This window comes from Micromonospora sp. NBC_00860 (genome assembly GCF_045207375.1).
GTDB lineage: Bacteria > Actinomycetota > Actinomycetes > Mycobacteriales > Micromonosporaceae > Micromonospora > Micromonospora vinacea.
The window spans coordinates 4,148,335-4,163,709 of sequence record NZ_CP108825.1; the positions used below are offsets into that span (position 1 = coordinate 4,148,335).

The 15,375-nt window shown below is 72.0% G+C and carries 17 protein-coding genes and 1 pseudogene; 12 read left to right on the plus strand and 6 right to left on the minus strand.

All coding sequences use genetic code 11. From position 1 onward, the window contains the following. Nucleotides 1-30 precede the first annotated feature (30 nt). Complete coding sequence (locus OH804_RS18910; RefSeq protein WP_406058501.1) at nt 31-900, plus strand: fructosamine kinase family protein; 870 nt, start codon at nt 31-33, stop codon at nt 898-900. A 127-nt stretch (nt 901-1,027) separates the two neighbouring features. Continuing rightward, entirely contained in the window at nt 1,028-2,278 is a 1,251-nt protein-coding gene (locus OH804_RS18915; RefSeq protein WP_406058503.1) for an MFS transporter, read from the plus strand. A 51-nt stretch (nt 2,279-2,329) separates the two neighbouring features. Here the strand turns inward: OH804_RS18915 and OH804_RS18920 are convergent. Further along, nucleotides 2,330-3,457, minus strand: a pseudogene (locus OH804_RS18920) (MFS transporter); the annotation flags it as partial. 114 nt (nt 3,458-3,571) lie between these two features. Between OH804_RS18920 and OH804_RS18925 the strand changes: the two are divergent. Continuing rightward, complete coding sequence (locus OH804_RS18925) at nt 3,572-4,408, plus strand: LysR family transcriptional regulator (RefSeq protein WP_406058505.1); 837 nt, start codon at nt 3,572-3,574, stop codon at nt 4,406-4,408. Nucleotides 4,409-4,436: 28 nt separating this feature from the next. Here OH804_RS18925 and OH804_RS18930 read toward each other — a convergent pair whose 3' ends face one another. Both OH804_RS18930 and OH804_RS18935 read right to left on the minus strand, forming a co-directional pair. Continuing rightward, nucleotides 4,437-4,892, minus strand: coding sequence for a hypothetical protein (locus OH804_RS18930; protein ID WP_406058507.1), 456 nt, complete (start codon nt 4,890-4,892; stop codon nt 4,437-4,439). Then, on the minus strand, nt 4,889-5,290 hold the full coding sequence (locus tag OH804_RS18935; protein WP_406058509.1) for a DUF6069 family protein: 402 nt from the start codon (nt 5,288-5,290) through the stop codon (nt 4,889-4,891). Before OH804_RS18935 ends, OH804_RS18930 begins: the two co-directional genes overlap by 4 nt. A gap of 131 nt (nt 5,291-5,421) precedes the next feature. Here OH804_RS18935 and OH804_RS18940 point away from each other — a divergent pair, with 131 nt between their 5' ends. Continuing rightward, nucleotides 5,422-6,582 (plus strand): sensor histidine kinase, encoded by a 1,161-nt coding sequence (locus tag OH804_RS18940; RefSeq protein ID WP_406058511.1) that lies wholly within the window; start codon nt 5,422-5,424, stop codon nt 6,580-6,582. Further along, nucleotides 6,570-7,232, plus strand: a complete 663-nt coding sequence (locus OH804_RS18945; protein ID WP_406058513.1) for a response regulator — start codon at nt 6,570-6,572, stop codon at nt 7,230-7,232. Before OH804_RS18940 ends, OH804_RS18945 begins: the two co-directional genes overlap by 13 nt. A gap of 13 nt (nt 7,233-7,245) precedes the next feature. On the opposite strand, the gene OH804_RS18950 is transcribed toward OH804_RS18945, so the two are convergent. Then, nucleotides 7,246-7,716 (minus strand): VTT domain-containing protein, encoded by a 471-nt coding sequence (locus OH804_RS18950; RefSeq protein WP_406058515.1) that lies wholly within the window; start codon nt 7,714-7,716, stop codon nt 7,246-7,248. After that, nucleotides 7,713-8,306, minus strand: a complete 594-nt coding sequence (locus OH804_RS18955; protein WP_406058517.1) for a CDP-alcohol phosphatidyltransferase family protein — start codon at nt 8,304-8,306, stop codon at nt 7,713-7,715. Before OH804_RS18955 ends, OH804_RS18950 begins: the two co-directional genes overlap by 4 nt. Nucleotides 8,307-8,444: 138 nt before the next feature. Between OH804_RS18955 and OH804_RS18960 the strand changes: the two genes are divergently transcribed. The 5 genes from OH804_RS18960 to OH804_RS18980 all read left to right on the plus strand — a co-directional run bounded on the left by OH804_RS18960 (nt 8,445) and on the right by OH804_RS18980 (nt 12,355). Beyond that, nucleotides 8,445-9,551, plus strand: coding sequence for a sensor histidine kinase (locus OH804_RS18960; protein WP_406058520.1), 1,107 nt, complete (start codon nt 8,445-8,447; stop codon nt 9,549-9,551). Next, nucleotides 9,548-10,195, plus strand: coding sequence for a response regulator transcription factor (locus OH804_RS18965; protein WP_196921869.1), 648 nt, complete (start codon nt 9,548-9,550; stop codon nt 10,193-10,195). Before OH804_RS18960 ends, OH804_RS18965 begins: the two co-directional genes overlap by 4 nt. Before the next feature lie 69 nt (nt 10,196-10,264). Further along, nucleotides 10,265-10,810, plus strand: a complete 546-nt coding sequence (locus OH804_RS18970) for a DUF6000 family protein (protein ID WP_196921868.1) — start codon at nt 10,265-10,267, stop codon at nt 10,808-10,810. Between the two features lie 90 nt (nt 10,811-10,900). Continuing rightward, a complete protein-coding gene (locus OH804_RS18975) occupies nt 10,901-11,764 on the plus strand; it encodes a TIGR03620 family F420-dependent LLM class oxidoreductase (RefSeq protein ID WP_196921867.1) in 864 nt (287 codons plus the stop codon). 87 nt (nt 11,765-11,851) lie between these two features. Continuing rightward, entirely contained in the window at nt 11,852-12,355 is a 504-nt protein-coding gene (locus OH804_RS18980) for an O-acetyl-ADP-ribose deacetylase (RefSeq protein ID WP_406058523.1), read from the plus strand. 21 nt (nt 12,356-12,376) lie between these two features. Here the strand turns inward: OH804_RS18980 and OH804_RS18985 are convergent, their stop codons facing one another. Continuing rightward, the gene (locus OH804_RS18985) at nt 12,377-13,300 is read right to left on the minus strand and encodes an oxidoreductase (protein WP_406058525.1); all 924 of its coding nucleotides are present in this window, start codon (nt 13,298-13,300) and stop codon (nt 12,377-12,379) included. A gap of 55 nt (nt 13,301-13,355) precedes the next feature. On the opposite strand from OH804_RS18985, the gene OH804_RS18990 reads away from it, so the two are divergent. Together OH804_RS18990 and OH804_RS18995 are read left to right on the plus strand one after the other, a co-directional pair. Continuing rightward, nucleotides 13,356-13,799 (plus strand): MerR family transcriptional regulator, encoded by a 444-nt coding sequence (locus tag OH804_RS18990; protein ID WP_406058527.1) that lies wholly within the window; start codon nt 13,356-13,358, stop codon nt 13,797-13,799. Nucleotides 13,800-14,015: 216 nt separating this feature from the next. Continuing rightward, the gene (locus OH804_RS18995) at nt 14,016-15,311 is read left to right on the plus strand and encodes a GAF domain-containing protein (protein ID WP_406058529.1); all 1,296 of its coding nucleotides are present in this window, start codon (nt 14,016-14,018) and stop codon (nt 15,309-15,311) included. The last annotated feature ends 64 nt before the right edge of the window (nt 15,312-15,375 follow it).

Consider the following 15,375-nt stretch of genomic DNA (forward strand, 5'->3'; position numbering starts at 1 on the left):
CTCGTACGCCGGACCTGAGGAGCGTCAGGGATGACCCTGCTGGAGCGTCTACACCTGGCCGGTATGCGTGAGGTCGTCGCGGTGCAGCCGGTGACCGGTGGGCTCGCGGCGCTCGCGGGCATCGCCACCCGCCGGGACGCTCCGCCGGTGTTCGTCAAGGCCTTCGCCGACCCTCCGGCCGATGACGTCTTCGTCGCCGAGGCCGAAGGGCTGGCCGCCCTGCGTGAGCTCGGCGGTGTGGCGACGCCCGAGGTGATCCTGGCGGACCGGGACTTACTGGTCTTGTCGGTGTTGCGCCCGAGGCCGCGGAGCGAGGCCTTCTGGGAGCGGTTCGCGCACCTGCTCGCCCACCTGCACCTGAGTACTACCCATCCCCGCTTCGGCTGGCACCACGACAACTGGCTGGGCCGTCGCCGCCAGGTCAACACGTGGAACGACGACGGCTTCGCCTTCTTCGCAGAGCACCGGCTGTTGCGGTGGCTCGACGAGCCCCGCGTCGAGGCGGCGCTCGACGCGGAGGACCGGGCGGCGCTGGAGCGGCTCTGTGACCGGCTGCCCGACCTGCTGCCGGAGCGTCCGGCGTGTCTGACGCACGGCGACCTGTGGGCGCAGAACGTCCTGGCCACCGCCGACGGCGAGCCGGCTCTGATCGACCCGGCCGTGTCGTACCTGTGGGCCGAGGTCGACCTCGCTCACGTGTGGTCCACCTCGCCCCCGCCCGAGGCGCGACGGATGTTCGAGGTCTATGCGGAGCTGACCTCGCTCGACAGCGACTGGGAGGCCCGGATGCCGGTCATCCAGCTGCGACAACACCTCGCCGTGCTGGCCCAGTTCGACGACGACTGGGGCGCGGCCGATCAGATCCGCGCCGTCCTGGCCCCGTTCCGGACGCGATCCTGACCACAGGGCCGGTCGCCGAGCGCGGCGATCGGCCTGGCCAGTCGATCCGGTCGACGGCAGCCGAGGCCCGCGCGCGGAGCGGGGGTCGGGCCCCTCCACTACGGTGACCCCTGAATGGGGGTGGGCCATGGCACCGGAGGTGTCGCCGCGAAGGGCCAGGGCCGTGCTCGTCACGCTCTCCCTCGCCGCGTTCGCGTTCATCACGACCGAGCTGTTGCCCGTCGGCCTGCTGACCCGCATCGCACCCGATCTCGACCGGTCCCGCTCACAGGTGGGTCTGCTGGTCACCGGGTACGCAGTGGTGGTGGTGCTGGCATCGGTGCCGCTGACCCGACTGACCCAACGGATCCCCCGGCGGCAGCTGCTCGGCGTCACGATGCTCCTGTTCGCCGCCGCGAACGCCGCCGCCGCGCTCGCGCCGACGTACGCCGTGCTGGCCGGCACCCGCCTGGTGACCGCCCTCGCCCAGGCGCTGTTCTGGTCCGTGGCCACGGCGACAGTGATCGGGCCGTTCCCGGTCGCGGTGCGCGGTCGGGCGGTGGCGCTGTTCGCGACCGGGGCGACGCTGGCCCCGGTGCTCGGCGTACCCCTCGGCACCTGGCTCGGGCAGCAAGCCGGCTGGCGCGCGGCGTTCGCCGTGCTGGCCGGGATCGGTGTGGCGATCGCCGCCGCGGTGCTGCTCCTTCTCCCCTCCTATCCTCCGGCCGCCGGCGGTGCCGCCCGGGGCAGCGCGCCGGACGGCCGGCGCTTCGCCATCCTGCTGATCGCCACCGCCCTCGGCATCGGCGGCCTCATGACCCTGCAGACCTACGTGGCTCCGTTCCTGCTCGACGTCAGCGGCTTCACCGACGCGGTGCTGGCGCCGCTGCTGTTCGTCTCCGGCGCGGCCGGCGTCGTCGGCACCCTGGTCGCGGCCCGGACTCTGGACACCCGGCCGATCGCATCGCTGCTGACGCCGTTGGCCATCGGCACGGCCTCGCTGCTCGGGCTCTACGCGCTCGGCGAGCTCAAGCCGGGCGTGGTCGCGCTCCTCGCCGGGATCGGCCTCGCGTACGCGGCGTTCGGCTCCGCCGTGCAGAACCGGATGCTGCAACTGGCCCCCGGCAGCACCGACATCGCGTCGGCCGGTGTCGGCACCGCCTTCAACGCCGGCATCGCCGGCGGATCACTGCTCGGTGGCGCTCTCCTGCCCACAGCGGGGGCACGCCCGCTGGCACTCGCCGGCGGGCTGCTGACGCTGGCCGCGCTCACGCTGCTCGTCGTGGACACGCGTCGTGGCCGCGCCGTCGTGTCGGGGCCGACCGTCGCCAGTCCCCCAGCTACGCGCCGGTCCGGCTCGCCTGCCGTCGGAAAACCCTCCGGTACGCGCCGGGCGTGACGCCGGGGAGTTTTGTGAACTGAGATCGGACGTTGCTCGACTCGTTCCCGCCGTCCGCGTGGGTGAGCGGCGGGACAGCAGGTATCCGGTGCCCGCGGCGGCGAGCCCGGCGAGGCCGGCCGTCGCGAACCCACCCGCCGGCACGGAGAGGTCGATCGCCACGCCGACGAGCGGGGATCCGAGCGCGAAACCAGCGCTCTGCGCCGACGATTGCAGACCGATGACCTCGCCTCGCACACCGGGCGGCGCCAGCCGGCTCACCGCGTCGGCCACCGTGCCAAGGGTCGGCGCGGTGAGGAGCCCGCTCCCGACGACTGCCACGCACAGCCAGGGCCAGTCGCGGGCCAGCCCGGCCGGAATCGTCACGAGCCCGAGCAGGCCGAGCAGCAGCCACGTGGGCCGCGGCCGGGTCAACGCGCCGTAGATCAGTCCACCGACGACGGACGACACGCCGAACACCACGACGACCACGGCGGCCCAGGACACCTGACCGGCCGCCCGCAGCGTGGCGACGATGGCGAGGTCGACGCCGCTGAGCAGCGTCGTCGTCCCGAACGCCATCGTCAGCGCGGCGATCATCCTGGCGCCGAGCCATTGCCGGCGTGGAGGTCGTTCCGTGGCGGCGGCGTCCGCCTCGTCCCGGGCGCGCATCGGCGGGTTGAGCACGGCGATACCGACGCCGCCGGCCAGGATCGCGGCGCCGACCCCCCACGCCACCACGTCGGGGGACACCGTCGCCGCGCCCAGGATCACCACCGCCGGCCCCACGATGTACGACAGCTCGCCCTGCACCGATTCCAGCGCGAACGCGGCCCGGCGCTGCTCGGCCGTCGTCATCGCGGCGATCGCCTGTCTGCCCACCGCCTGGGCCGGCACCATCAGCAGACCCGCCACGAAGCTGGCGACCAGCAGGAACCCGTACGGCAGGACCGGCACGCCCAGCCAGAACACGACCTGCGCGGTGACGGTCACCAGCAGGACGCGCCGCGGGCCCCGCGAGTCGATCATGCGGCCGAGCAGCGGCCCGCCCAGCGCCACTCCGGCGGTCAGGGCCGCCGCGACGCCACCGGCTGCCGCGTAGCTCAGCTCCAGGTCGAGGACGACGAAGAGGGTCAGCGCCATGACATCGGCCGTTATCGCGGTGCGGGCGAGCAACGAGACGCCCAGCAGCGGTGCCATCCCTGGCACGGCGAGCACCTGCCGGTAGCTGGTCACCCGGTCGACGCTAGTTCCGCCCGCACGCCATAAGAAGACGTCATTTCGTTGAGGTCGGCATAATGATTGCTTATGGCCATGGACCTGGAGACCGCCCTGCTGCGGTCGTTCGTCGCCGCCGTGCGGGAGGGCAGCATCAGCCGTGCCGCCACAGCGCTCGGGCAGACCCAGCCCGGTCTCAGCCAGCAGTTGCGCAAGCTGGAGAGCGTCGTCGGCCGTCCACTGCTGCACCGGTCGTCGTCCGGTGTCTCGCCGACCCGGGCGGGCGAAGAACTCCTGCCGTACGCCGAACGCATCCTCTCGCTCTCCGCACAGGCACTCGCCGAAACCGGACGCGCGCTCACCGGACACTGTGGCGTCGGCCTGCTCGAAGACCTCGCCGCGTCCCACCTTCAGCAGGCCCTCGCCGATCTTGCCCGGCTGCATCCCGGCGCGACGCTGGAGGTGCTCAGCTGTTCCAACGCCGCAATGCGGGAGGCCTACGACGCGGGCCGTGTCCAACTCGTGCTCGACGCGGTGCCGGACATTCCGGGGCCGCCGCGCTGGACGGTGCGTGCCCCACTGGTCTGGGCGACCGGGCAGGGTGTGGACGTGTCCGCCGATCCGCTGCCGGTGGTGCTCTTCTCCAACCCCTGCTCCTGGCGGACGTCTGTGCTGGACGCGCTGGAGCGTGCCGACCGGCGCTGGCGGGTGGCCTTCGAGAGCAACAGCCTGGCCGGGGTGCTCGCCGCGGTACGGGCCGGGCTCGGCGTCGCGGCGCTCATGCCCGCGAACCTCGAACCGGCCATGATCTGCCGCGACACGGATGCCCTGCCCGCCCTGCCGGACGTCGAGTTCGGTCTCGCCCGGCATCCACGGACCGAGGGTGATCCGCTGATCGACGCCGTGGAGGCGGCGCTGCGTCGCATCGTCTGAGCAGGCGTCCTCGTCGTCGGGCCGGCGGTCACCCACTCCCCGCGCTGACGACCGCCATCATGATCAGGGTGCGTCGCCGCCGCTGACTCATCAGCGCGAAACAGGCGGTGAGCACCACCAGCTCCAGCTCGGCCCACTCGCCGGTGACGTCGACACGGATCGGTCCACCGCGTCGGCCGGGGAGGCGCACCGCGAGACGGTGCCCGTCGCGTACCAGCTCACCGCCGCAGCGATCGGGCGACCAGCGCGCCACCCCGCCGGGCCCCGGCACGTGCGACCGGCCCGGGTCGAGCCGCACCGGCACGCCGTGCTCGCCCCGGGCGGTGAACCCGATGCGTCGGCGGCCGGTCGGTTCGACAGTCCAGCGGCCGCTGCCGGTGCGGATCTCGCCGCACCGCCAGGTCCAGCCGGTACGCAGCGAGGCGCGCGCCCCGGATTCGAGGACGAAGACCCCGTCCTGCTTGCGGACGATCAGCGCGGTCATCGGTTCGCCCTGTCCGGGCGAGGCCGGGGCAGGCCGAGGATGAGGATGACGCCGACGCTCAGGTGCAGCAGCGCGAGGGTCGCCTTCGCTCCCCCGCCGACGCCACTCGGTGGGCCGACCACGAGCGACAGCAGCAGGACGGCGACCGCTATCGACGTCCACCAGACGCGGGGGCGGCTCGTGAGGCGTTCCAGCGCCGCGAGCAGCGCCCAGCCGGCCAGTGCCGCGACCACCGTGGCCACGATGACCGCGGCCACCGTGATCTGCCGGGTCGAGCTTCCGGACCTGACCGCCAGGTCGACGCCGGCCGCCGAGTGCAGGAGCGCGAACTCGACCACTGCCACCACGATCGCGCCGGCCGCCACCGCAGCCCGTCCGAGGAGAAGGTTGTTCGTCATGGTCTGAGTCTGTGGACCGGGCCGGGCCGAGCGCGTCGGCCCGGACGCCGCGGCGGGTACGTCCGCCGGCGGCTCTGCGTACTACCAAAGGAGGTGGTCCGGCCCGCCGCCAGCCCAGTAGCGTGCGCGATGTGGATGCGGCGACGTGCGAGGTCAAGCCGCCGCGGACGTGGCGTTCCGTCCCGGTGGCCGCGACGACAGTGGCGGTCGGCGTTCTCGTCGCGACCATGCTGTGGTCCGCCACCCGGTCCAGCTCCGCCGGCCTGGTCGGCGTCGACGTCGCGCTGGCGCTGGCCGCCCTGGCCCTCGTTCCGGTTGTCCTCCGCCGACCGCGGATCGGTGGCGTGCTGGCCGGCGTGCTCGTCGCGCTGTCTCCGGTGGCCACGCCGGTGGCCAGCTTCGCGGTGCTGTTCACCGCCCGCAACCGACCGTTTCGGCAGGCGGCGGCGGTGGCGGCGGCCGGGGTGGCGGGCGAGGCGGCGCAGGCGCTCTGGCGGCCGGTGCCCAGCCTGCCGTACGGGTGGAGGCTGGTGCTGATGACGATCGCGTACGCGGCCCTGCTTGGTTGGGGCACCTGGGCGCGGGCCCGCAACGCCCTGCTGGCTGCGCTGCGGGACCGGGCCCGGCGGGCCGAGCAGGAGCAGGAACGGCGGGTCGGCGAGGCGCGGGCGGCGGAGCGTAACCGGATCGCGCGGGAGATGCACGATGTGCTGGCCCACCGGCTGTCCCTGCTGGCGGCGGCGGCCGGCGCGATGGAGTACCGGCCGGACGCGCCGCCGGAGCGGCTCAGCGCCGCCGCCGGTGTGATCCGGGCCAGCGCACACCACGCCCTCGACGAGCTGCGCGAGGTCATCACCCTGCTGCGCAGCGACGACGCCGAGTCGCCGACCGACGCGCCACCCGGGCAGACCCTCGCCGACCTGCCGCGCCTGGTCGACGAGGCACGGGCCGCCGGGCAACAGGTCGAGGTCGACGACCCGCTCGGCCCGCCGGTCGAGATTCCCCCGCAGGTTGGCCGCACCGCGTACCGGATCGCGCAGGAGGCACTGACCAACGCCCGTAAGCACGCCGCCGGCCAGCCGGTCCGGCTGGTGCTCGGCGGGGCGCCCGGCTCCGGTCTGAGCATCGCGGTGAGCAACCCGACCACGCCCGACAGCGGCGCCAACGGCAGCGCCGGCACCGGCCTGATCGGCCTCGCCGAACGGGCTGCGCTCACCGGTGGAAGCGTCACCCACCACGTCGACGCCGCCGGTCGATTCCACCTCACCGCGTGGCTGCCGTGGCCGACGTGACGGGCCCGATCCGGGTCGTCATCGTCGACGACGACCCTCTCGTACGGGGAATGCTCACGCTGATGCTCGACGGCGCCGACGGGATCGTCGTGGTGGGCGAGGCCGCCGACGGCGCCACGGCGATCACGGCGGTGGACCGGCACCTGCCCGACGTGGTGCTGATGGACATCAGGATGCCCGGCGTCAACGGCATCACCGCCACCGAGCGCCTACGCCGCCGCCACCGGCCACCCGAGATCATCGTGCTCACCACGTTCGACACCGACGAGCACGTGGTGCGAGCCCTCCGAGCCGGCGCGAGCGGCTTCCTGCTCAAGGACACCCCGCCGGAGCAGATCAGCCAGGCGGTCCGCGCGGTGGCGGCCGGCAACCCGATGCTGTCTCCGGGCGTGACGCGCCGCCTCATGCGGCGGGTCGCGTCGGGGGCCGAGTCCTACGAGCAGGCGCACGAGCGGTTGGCGCTGCTCACGCCCCGGGAACGCGAGGTCGTGCTGGCCATCGCGCAGGGGCACTCCAACGCCGAGATCGCCGGCGAACTGCTGATGAGCGTGACGACGGTGAAGGCCCACGTCTCGCACATCCTGACCAAGCTGGATCTCGACAACCGTACCCAGATCGCCCTGCTGGCCCACGACGGTCGGCTCCTTTGAGGGGAGCCGGCGGTCAGGCCAGCACCGCCGGCAGAAGGAGGAGGGCGAAACGGATCACCCGCCCGGAAAGGCACGCGCCGGCGAACTCCCAGCGTCGAATGCCCGCAGTGCCGGCGGCGAGGCTGACGACGGCCAGCGGTGGAACCCCGACCGCGGCGGAGACCAGCACTGTCGGTACTGCGGTGCGGCGGCGGGAGAGCCAGCGCCGGATCGGCTCGGTCCACCGTGCGGCCCGGGCCGCCGGGCGACCCGACTTTCCCCGTTTCGCGACTCTCCGGGCCAGTCGCCCCGACCCGCGGCGCGCCGACTCGAACAGCAGCAGCTTGCCGGCGGTCTGCCCGAGCGCCAACGCGATCACGGCGACGAGAGCGTGGCCGGCACGCTGACCGGCGACCACTGCGTACGCCTCGGCGTTGACGACCGGGACGAGCGCCGAAGCGACACCGTAGCCGAGCGCCACCACGGCCTCGGCGAGGCTGCTCACGCCCGGCCGTCCCGTTCGAGCAGCCGGACCACCGCTGCGACCGACCAGAGCTTGACCGCGACGACGGCGACGGCGACGCCCAGCGCGAGCAGGTACTGCCCGAACGCGATGGCGCCGATGACCCCGGCGGTGTTGGCGACCTTGGCCACTGGCGACCAGTTCAACGCCCACACCCGCCGGTCGACAAGGTGGAAGTAGTTGGGGCTGAGCACCGGCCAACACAGGAACGCCAGCGACAGCATGGTGTCCAGCACCAGGAACGAGAGCAGGAAGACCACTGCCACGACCGCGACGTCCGGCACGAGGGAGACCAGGCCCACGCAGAGTACGGCGGTGCACGCGCGGTCGCTCACGATGTCGAAGACGGCCCCGGCCCGGGTCTCCTGTCCGAGCCGGCGGGCGGCCCAGCCGTCGAGCACGTCGCCAAGCCAGTAGATACCGTACGATACCGCCATCAATGCCACCGACCCGGAGACGAGGGCCGCGATACCGACGGCGACCGCGGCGACAGTGCGAATGGCGGTGATGTAGTTGGGAACCGTACGAAGCGGGCCGACGGTGATGGCGGCGCGGGAGTCGACGAGAGTCACCAGTGCAGAGTCGTCCGGTGAGCGTTCTCGCGGAACGTGCCGCGGTGCCGACCTGACCCGGAGGGCGGTACCGGGGTGCCGACCGATCCGGTACCTGGGTACTGGCCGGTCTTCCGGCTGGTCACGGAGACTGTGCGGGTGCTGACTGGAATCCGCGAACGGTTGAGCGACCCCGAGCGAGTGCGCCGGCTCGCGTACGCCGCTGTGGTTTTGATCATCGCCGCGGTGGTCACCACAGTCGAGGACGGCGTGTCCGTGCCGTCGGGCTGGGCGTGGCTGGTGCTGCCGGTCGGCCTCGGAGCCACGGCGCTGCGCCCCCGCTACCGAACCCTCATCTTCGCGGTCTGCGCGGGGTTCGTGGCGATCGTGAGCACCGGCGAGTCGGTGCAGTTGGGCCTCGCAGCCGCCGGCCTGGTGTTCGTCTCGGTCTGCGAGGACCCGGCCCGACACCCGTGGCTGGGGTGGGTGGGTGGCTTGGTCGGCGCGGCCGGCGCCCTCACCATCGCGCTGCTCAACGGGCGCGGGCTGTACGAACAACCGTTCTTCTTCGTGACCGCCGGCTACCTACTGGCGATCCTGTTGCGATCGTGGTCACGCGGCTACGCCCTCACCCAGGAGACCGACGACCTGCGCGACCAGGCCGCCTGGCTCGCACAGCGCACCAACCTGGCCCGCGAGCTGCATGACGTGGTCGGCCACCACGTCACCGCGATGGTGGTACAGGCCGAGGCGGGCCAGCTCAGTGACGACCCGGGCGCGGCGCTGCGGGCGATCGCGGACAGTGGCCGCACCGCACTGAGCGAACTCGACACGCTCGTCGTGCACCTGCGCGATCCGAACGCGTCGATCGCGGTGAGCGCCCCGCCCCGCCTGTCCGACATCGACGAGCTGCTCGCCCAGCCGCTGCGCCAGCAGGGCGTGACAGTGCGCGTCCAACTGGACCCCGAGCCGGGCCTGGACGAGATCGGCGTGTTGACCGCCTACCGCATCGCCCAGGAGGCCCTCACCAACATCGCCCGCCACGCGAAAGCCACGTCGGCCTGGGTCGAGTTGGCCCGCGTCGGCGACCACGTCCACCTGCGGGTCAGCGACGACGGCATCGGGCCGCCCCGCGCACCCACGAGCGGCTCGGGCCTGCTCGGCATCGGGGAGCGCGTCTCCGCGCGTGGCGGGAACTGGGAGCTGAGCCAGCGCCCCGGCGGCGGCACAGTGGTCCAGGTCAACCTGCCGGTGGTGAACCCGTGATCCGCGTCGCGATCGCCGACGACCAGGAGCTGGTGCGCGACGGCTTCAGCCTGATCCTGCGGTCCCAACCCGACATCCAGGTCGCGGCCGAGGCGGCCGACGGCCGGCAGTTCCTCGACGCCGTGCGTCGCGACTCCCGCATCGACGTCGCCCTCGTCGACATCCGCATGCCGGTCCTCGACGGTCTGCAAGCCACCCGCGAGCTGGCCACGATCCCGCACGCCCCGGCCGTTCTCGTCGTCACCACCTTCGACGACGACGCGTACGTCCTGGACGCCATCGCCGCCGGCGCACGGGGGTTCCTGCTCAAGCGGTCCAGCGCCCGGGACCTGATCGCCGCGGTGCGCACCGTCGCGGCCGGCGAGGCGGTCCTCTCCGCCGAGGTCACCGGTGCCGTACTCGACCGGGTCCGCACGACCGGGCCGGCCACCCGCGTGGAGTTGGCGGCCTACCAGCTGACCGCTCGGGAGACCGACGTGCTCGCCCTGATCGGCGCCGGACTCAACAACAACGAGATCGCCGAACGCCTCTACCTGTCGATGAGCACCGTCAAGACCCATGTCACCAACGTGCTGGCCAAGACCGGCAGCCGTGATCGCGTACGAGCCGCCATCCTGGCGATCCAGGCCGGCCTCGCGCCCTGACCGCAACCAGTCGGTGGCCCGGCATGGGCGTCTTCGTCACCGAACAGACTCCTCGGCTATCTTGCCGACGTGGATCAAGGGGATATCGACGACGTGATCGACCGCTGCGTCGTGCCGTTCTACCTCGACATGATGGGAACCAATGCCGTCAGGCACGGGCAACCGTTGATAACGGCACTCGCCGAAGCGGGCCGAGGAATCACCCCAGCCCAGGTGACGGCGCTCCTGCGGGACGGCTGGCGTCCACAGGTCATGGGTGCCTGGTACTCGGTGACGCTTGCCGGACCCGAGGTGGCCGCCGCCGTCCTCCACGCCCTCGCCACGTCGTGGGGCGCCCTCGACGCACCGCCGCTCGCGACAGCCGCCGTTGTTCTGGCCGGCCCCGAGTCCATCGAAGCCCTGGAGCGGTACTTCGCCGCGGACCAGGCCGCGGGTTGGGGGGCGAGTGGGATCATCGCCGCCGCAGCGGACCACGTCCGTCGTCATCACCATGCCGCCACCTCGCTCCCAGCGGCGACCAAGACGGACCAGGAGACCTTCGCGGCTCTGCTCGACGTCGCACGTCGGCTCCAGGCCGCCAGCCGTGGTGACGCTGTTGACAGTCGACCAGCCTGATCTGAGGGCTCGGGCCGATCCACGGCTCGGTGGTGCACGTCGCCTCTGGCAACCGCGTCGGGGGCGGGTGATGCGTCGTAGGGTGGCGGTATGGCACAACGACTCGTCAGCGTGTGGCAACCGTTCTTCCTTGCTAGCGAGAGTCAGGGCGCGGCCGTCGACGCCGCGACCGAGTTGGAAGACCTCGGCTATTCACGGATCTGGTTCTCCGGTGGTTTCGGCGAGAACGTCGCCCCCCGCTTCCGGGAGATCCTGGACGGGACCACGCGCATCGGGGTCGCGACCGGGATCGTCAGCATCTGGCACTCGTCGCCACCCGAGGCGGCGGCGTTCGCCCAGGACGCGGAGCAGGCGCATCCCGGCCGGTTCCTGCTCGGTCTCGGTGCCAGCCACGCGGTGGTGGTGGAAAGTGGCGGCACCGACTATCGCAAGCCGTACTCGCGGATGGTGCAGTACCTGGACGGCCTCGACGCGGCCGGGCTTTCGCCAGAGCGGCGCATCCTGGCGGCACTGGGCCCGCGGATGCTCGAACTCTCCCGCGACCGCTCCGCCGGGGCGCACCCGTACTTCGTCCCTGCCGAGCACACCGCCGAAGCCCGAGCGGCAATCGGGCCCGACCGACTGCTCGCCCCCGAGGTCGCGGTGGTCCTCGACGCGGACGCCACCACCGCACGCGCCACCGCCCGTCAGTACACGAGCGGATACCTCGCACTGCCGAACTACACCAACAACCTGCGGCGATTCGGCTGGACCGACGAGGACTTCGCCGACGGGGGCAGCGACCGCCTCATCGACGCCCTGATCCCGTGGGGCAGCGTCGAGACGGTGGTGGCCGGGCTGGAGAAGCACTACCAGGCCGGCGCGGACGAGGTGGCGATCCAGGTGCTCAACGGCGGCGACGACACGGCGTTCCCCGCCGACGCGTTCCGCGCCCTCGCCGCAGCCCTGATCTGACTTCCGAGACCCGCGGCCCCCGTAGGCTCCCGTCGCGGTGTGCCGGGACGACGGGTGCGGCTGACCGGCTGGTGGCATCATCGAGCCATGCCTGTGGTCGAAGTTGTTCGTGGCGACATCACGAGCGAGGACGTCGACGCCGTCGTGACCGCGGCGAACGAGTCGCTGTTGGGTGGCGGCGGCGTCGACGGGGCGATCCATCGTGCGGCGGGACCGCGCCTGGCACAGGCGGGGGCAGCGCTGGCGCCGTGTGAGCCCGGCGACGCGCTCGCCACGCCAGCTTTCGACCTGGACCCGCCGATACGTCACGTCATTCACACCGTTGGCCCGGTCTGGGAAGGCGGCGGCTACGGCGAGGCTGACGTCCTGGCGTCCTGCTATCGGCGCAGCCTTGAGGTCGCCGATCAGATTGGCGCTCGCAGTGTCGCCTTCCCCGCCATCGCCACCGGCGTCTACGGATTCCCCGCCGACCAGGCAGCACAGATCGCCATCTCGACCATCAGAGCGACGCCGACAACTGTTGAGCGTGTTCGGCTGGTCGCCTTCGACGACGCCACGTGCGAACTGCTGACTGCGGCGCTTCAGGGTTGAGCGTGGTGACCGCGAGACCACTCAGGATCGCCCGACGAGATCGAGGCCGGTCAGGTCCGCCGACAGCGCCCAGAGGCGGGCTGCCTCGCTGCTGTCCGTGGGGCTGCCGTCGGTGATGCGGCAGTCCGCGCAGTAGTCGCCGCCGTTCGCGTCGAGGTGGGGTGATGTGGCGGCCCAGACCTGGGTCGCCGCGCCTTGCTCGACGGTCTTGAACAGGCCCGGCGCGGGAGTGCCGTCGGCGTCGATCCAGCCGGCGGCGACCATCTCCTCGACTGCGAGGTGCCGTTGCAGGGGGGTGAGGATCCAGCCGGGGTTGACGGAGAAGGCGCGGACGCGGTGCGGCCCGCCGAGCAGGTCGAGGTGGCGGGCGAACAGGATGTTCGCGAGCTTGGACTGGGTGTACGCCTCCCACTTGTCGTACCCGCGCTCGAACTGCACGTCGTCCCACCGGATACGCCACGCCGGGTTGCGCCCGGAGGCCACCGAGACGACGCGAGCCGTGTCGGGGGCGGTGAGCGCGGGCCACAACAGGTTCGTCAGCGCGTAGTGGCCGAGGTGGTTGATCGCGAAGTGCCCTTCCCAGCCGGGTCCAACCCGTGTTTCCGGGCAGGCCATGATGCCGGCGCTCGCGATCAAAATGTCGAGGGCGGGATGGCTGCGGAGGAACCGTGCGGCGAATGCCTGGACGGAGGCGAGGTCGGCGAGATCGAGGTGGTCGACCTCGACCCCGGGTACGTCGGCGAGTGCCTGCTGCGCTGCGTCCGGCCGGAGAGCTGGGACGACGACCCGAGCCCCGGATCTGGTGAGCGCGCGGGTCGTGGCGAGACCGAGGCCGGAGTAGCCGCCCGTGACGAGGGCCGTCTTTCCGGTGAGGTCGATCCCGGCGAGGACGTCTCCGGCCGTACTGTGGGCACCGAACCTGGTGTGGGTCGTGTCGCTGGTCATGCCGCGGACGCTAGGTGCTAGACCGAGGTCTAGGTCAATGGCTACGGTCGACGCCATGGCGGACAGCGGCCTGAGCATCGGGCAGGTGGCGCAACGCACCGGGTTGAGCGTGCACACCCTGCGGCTCTACGAGCGTGAGGGCTTGTTGGCCAGCGAGGTGCGGCGCGACGGGTCAGGCAGGCGCGTCTACAGCGCCTGGGACGTCGAGTGGCTGGCGAACTGCGTGAAGTTCCGCGCCTCCGGCATGCCGCTCACCACGATCAGCCGCCTGGCCCAGCTCGTCCGCGAGGGCAGCGGCAACGAGAGCGAGCGGCTCACGTTGCTCCGCGAACACCAGCGCCACATCACCGATCAGCTGACGCAGCTGCACGACACACTCGAACTCATCAACGGCAAAGTGGCCAGCTACGAACAACACCTCGCCGCCGGTGCCTCCGGTGATCCCTGGCAACAGCATCCCCAGCCCGCCCCGACGGAGCACACACCTCAGCTGCGTTGACGAACACCGCCAGCCGGACGGGGTTCGCTGGCTCCCGTGGCCGTTCGAACGACGGGTTGCGGTGCCTGGTTGGTGGGTAGGACCTGAATGTCGGGCACGTGGGTACGCTGCACCGGCGGTGGCCTCAGCCAAGCACCTCCGCACCACTGCCACCCTCAGCGCCCGGGTGGCACCACCGGCGTTCCCGTATCCGCAGACGAGAGGCGAGACCACACCATGACCGCGGTACCCGGCCAACGGTCTACTGCTGCTGCGGGTCCGGCGGCTGCCGAGCAAGCAGCGGAGGAGGACCTGCGGGCGTTGTTCGGGCAGTCCATCGCGGTCTTCGCGTCGCTGGCGGGGCCATCACATCTGGTGGAGACGGCGAACCCGGCGTTCTTCGCCACCATCGGCGAAGAGCGGGCCCGTGTCGGGGTCGCGCTCGCCGAGTTGATGCCCGAACTGGACGGACAGGGATTCATCGCTCTCCTGGACCAGGTCTTCCGCACGGGTGAGCCGTACACCGGCCGTGACGTCCGGGTCATGCTGGGCAGCGGCCCGCAGGCGCGGGAGTCGTTCTTCGACTTCACCTACGAGCCGCGCCGGGACGCCGACGGCAACGTGACCGGGATCCGGGTGCTCGGCGTGGAGACCACGCAGGTCAAGCAGGCCCAACGGCTGATGGCCGAACACCGTGCCCTGCTGGAGCAGATCGCCCGTCAGGCACCCCTGACCGAGGTGCTCGACGGAATGGCCCGCTGTATCGAGAACCTCGCACCGCAGGAGGTGCTCGTCTCCGTCCTGCTCGCCGACCCCGACGCCCGTCACCTGCGCCACGGCGCCGCGCCGAGCCTGCCCGACTTCTACAACCAGGCCATCGACGGCATCGCGACCGGCGAAGGTGTCGGCTCGTGCGGCACCGCAGCCCACCGGCGGGAACCGGTCATCGTCACCGACATCGCCACCGACCCGTTCTGGGACGACTTCCGGGACCTGGCCGGCCGGGCCGGGTTGGCGGCCTGCTGGTCCACACCGATCCTGGCGCGTGACGGTGGCCTGTTGGGCACCTTTGCGATGTATCACCGCACCCCGCGCGTCCCGCAGGACACCGACCTCGCCCTCACCCGGCTCTTCGCCGGCACCGCGGCCCTGGCCATCGAACGCCACACCATCGAGCAGGCGAAACTCGCCGCCGAGGCACGCGCCAAGTCGGCCAATGACGAGCTGGCCAAGGTGCTACGCGTGGAGCGGGAACTGCGCGCCGAGGCCGAGCAGCGCGCCGCCGTCGCCGCGGAACTCGCCGCCCAGATGCGCGCCGCCGCGGCCGCGCAAGCCGCCACGCCGCACCCCGAGCACTGCCAGCTCGGCGGCGCCGACGGGTGCACCGCGCGAGCCGAGATCAAGATCGCCGATTCGTGGGGCGACGCGGCGTGGGGCTGCCCGGCCCACGTCGAAGAGGCCATCCTCAACGTACGGTCGGTGTTCATCGCCAGCGAAGAGCTCGGTGGCCTGACCGCTTACCTCAACCGCTGACCACTCGCGAACGCCTGCGGAGCAGTTGGGGACGCCACTCCTTGCGGTAGTTGCCGCTGCCGCC

Coding starts and splice junctions, on each gene's coding strand:
- OH804_RS18985 (WP_406058525.1), bottom strand. CDS start 13,300: ATGACCAGCGACACGACCCACACCAGGTTCGGTGCCCACAGTACGGCC.
- OH804_RS18980 (WP_406058523.1), top strand. CDS start 11,852: ATGCCTGTGGTCGAAGTTGTTCGTGGCGACATCACGAGCGAGGACGTC.
- OH804_RS18935 (WP_406058509.1), bottom strand. CDS start 5,290: ATGACGAACAACCTTCTCCTCGGACGGGCTGCGGTGGCGGCCGGCGCG.
- OH804_RS18995 (WP_406058529.1), top strand. CDS start 14,016: ATGACCGCGGTACCCGGCCAACGGTCTACTGCTGCTGCGGGTCCGGCG.
- OH804_RS18930 (WP_406058507.1), bottom strand. CDS start 4,892: ATGACCGCGCTGATCGTCCGCAAGCAGGACGGGGTCTTCGTCCTCGAA.
- OH804_RS18975 (WP_196921867.1), top strand. CDS start 10,901: ATGGCACAACGACTCGTCAGCGTGTGGCAACCGTTCTTCCTTGCTAGC.
- OH804_RS18925 (WP_406058505.1), top strand. CDS start 3,572: ATGGACCTGGAGACCGCCCTGCTGCGGTCGTTCGTCGCCGCCGTGCGG.
- OH804_RS18910 (WP_406058501.1), top strand. CDS start 31: ATGACCCTGCTGGAGCGTCTACACCTGGCCGGTATGCGTGAGGTCGTC.
- OH804_RS18915 (WP_406058503.1), top strand. CDS start 1,028: ATGGCACCGGAGGTGTCGCCGCGAAGGGCCAGGGCCGTGCTCGTCACG.
- OH804_RS18990 (WP_406058527.1), top strand. CDS start 13,356: ATGGCGGACAGCGGCCTGAGCATCGGGCAGGTGGCGCAACGCACCGGG.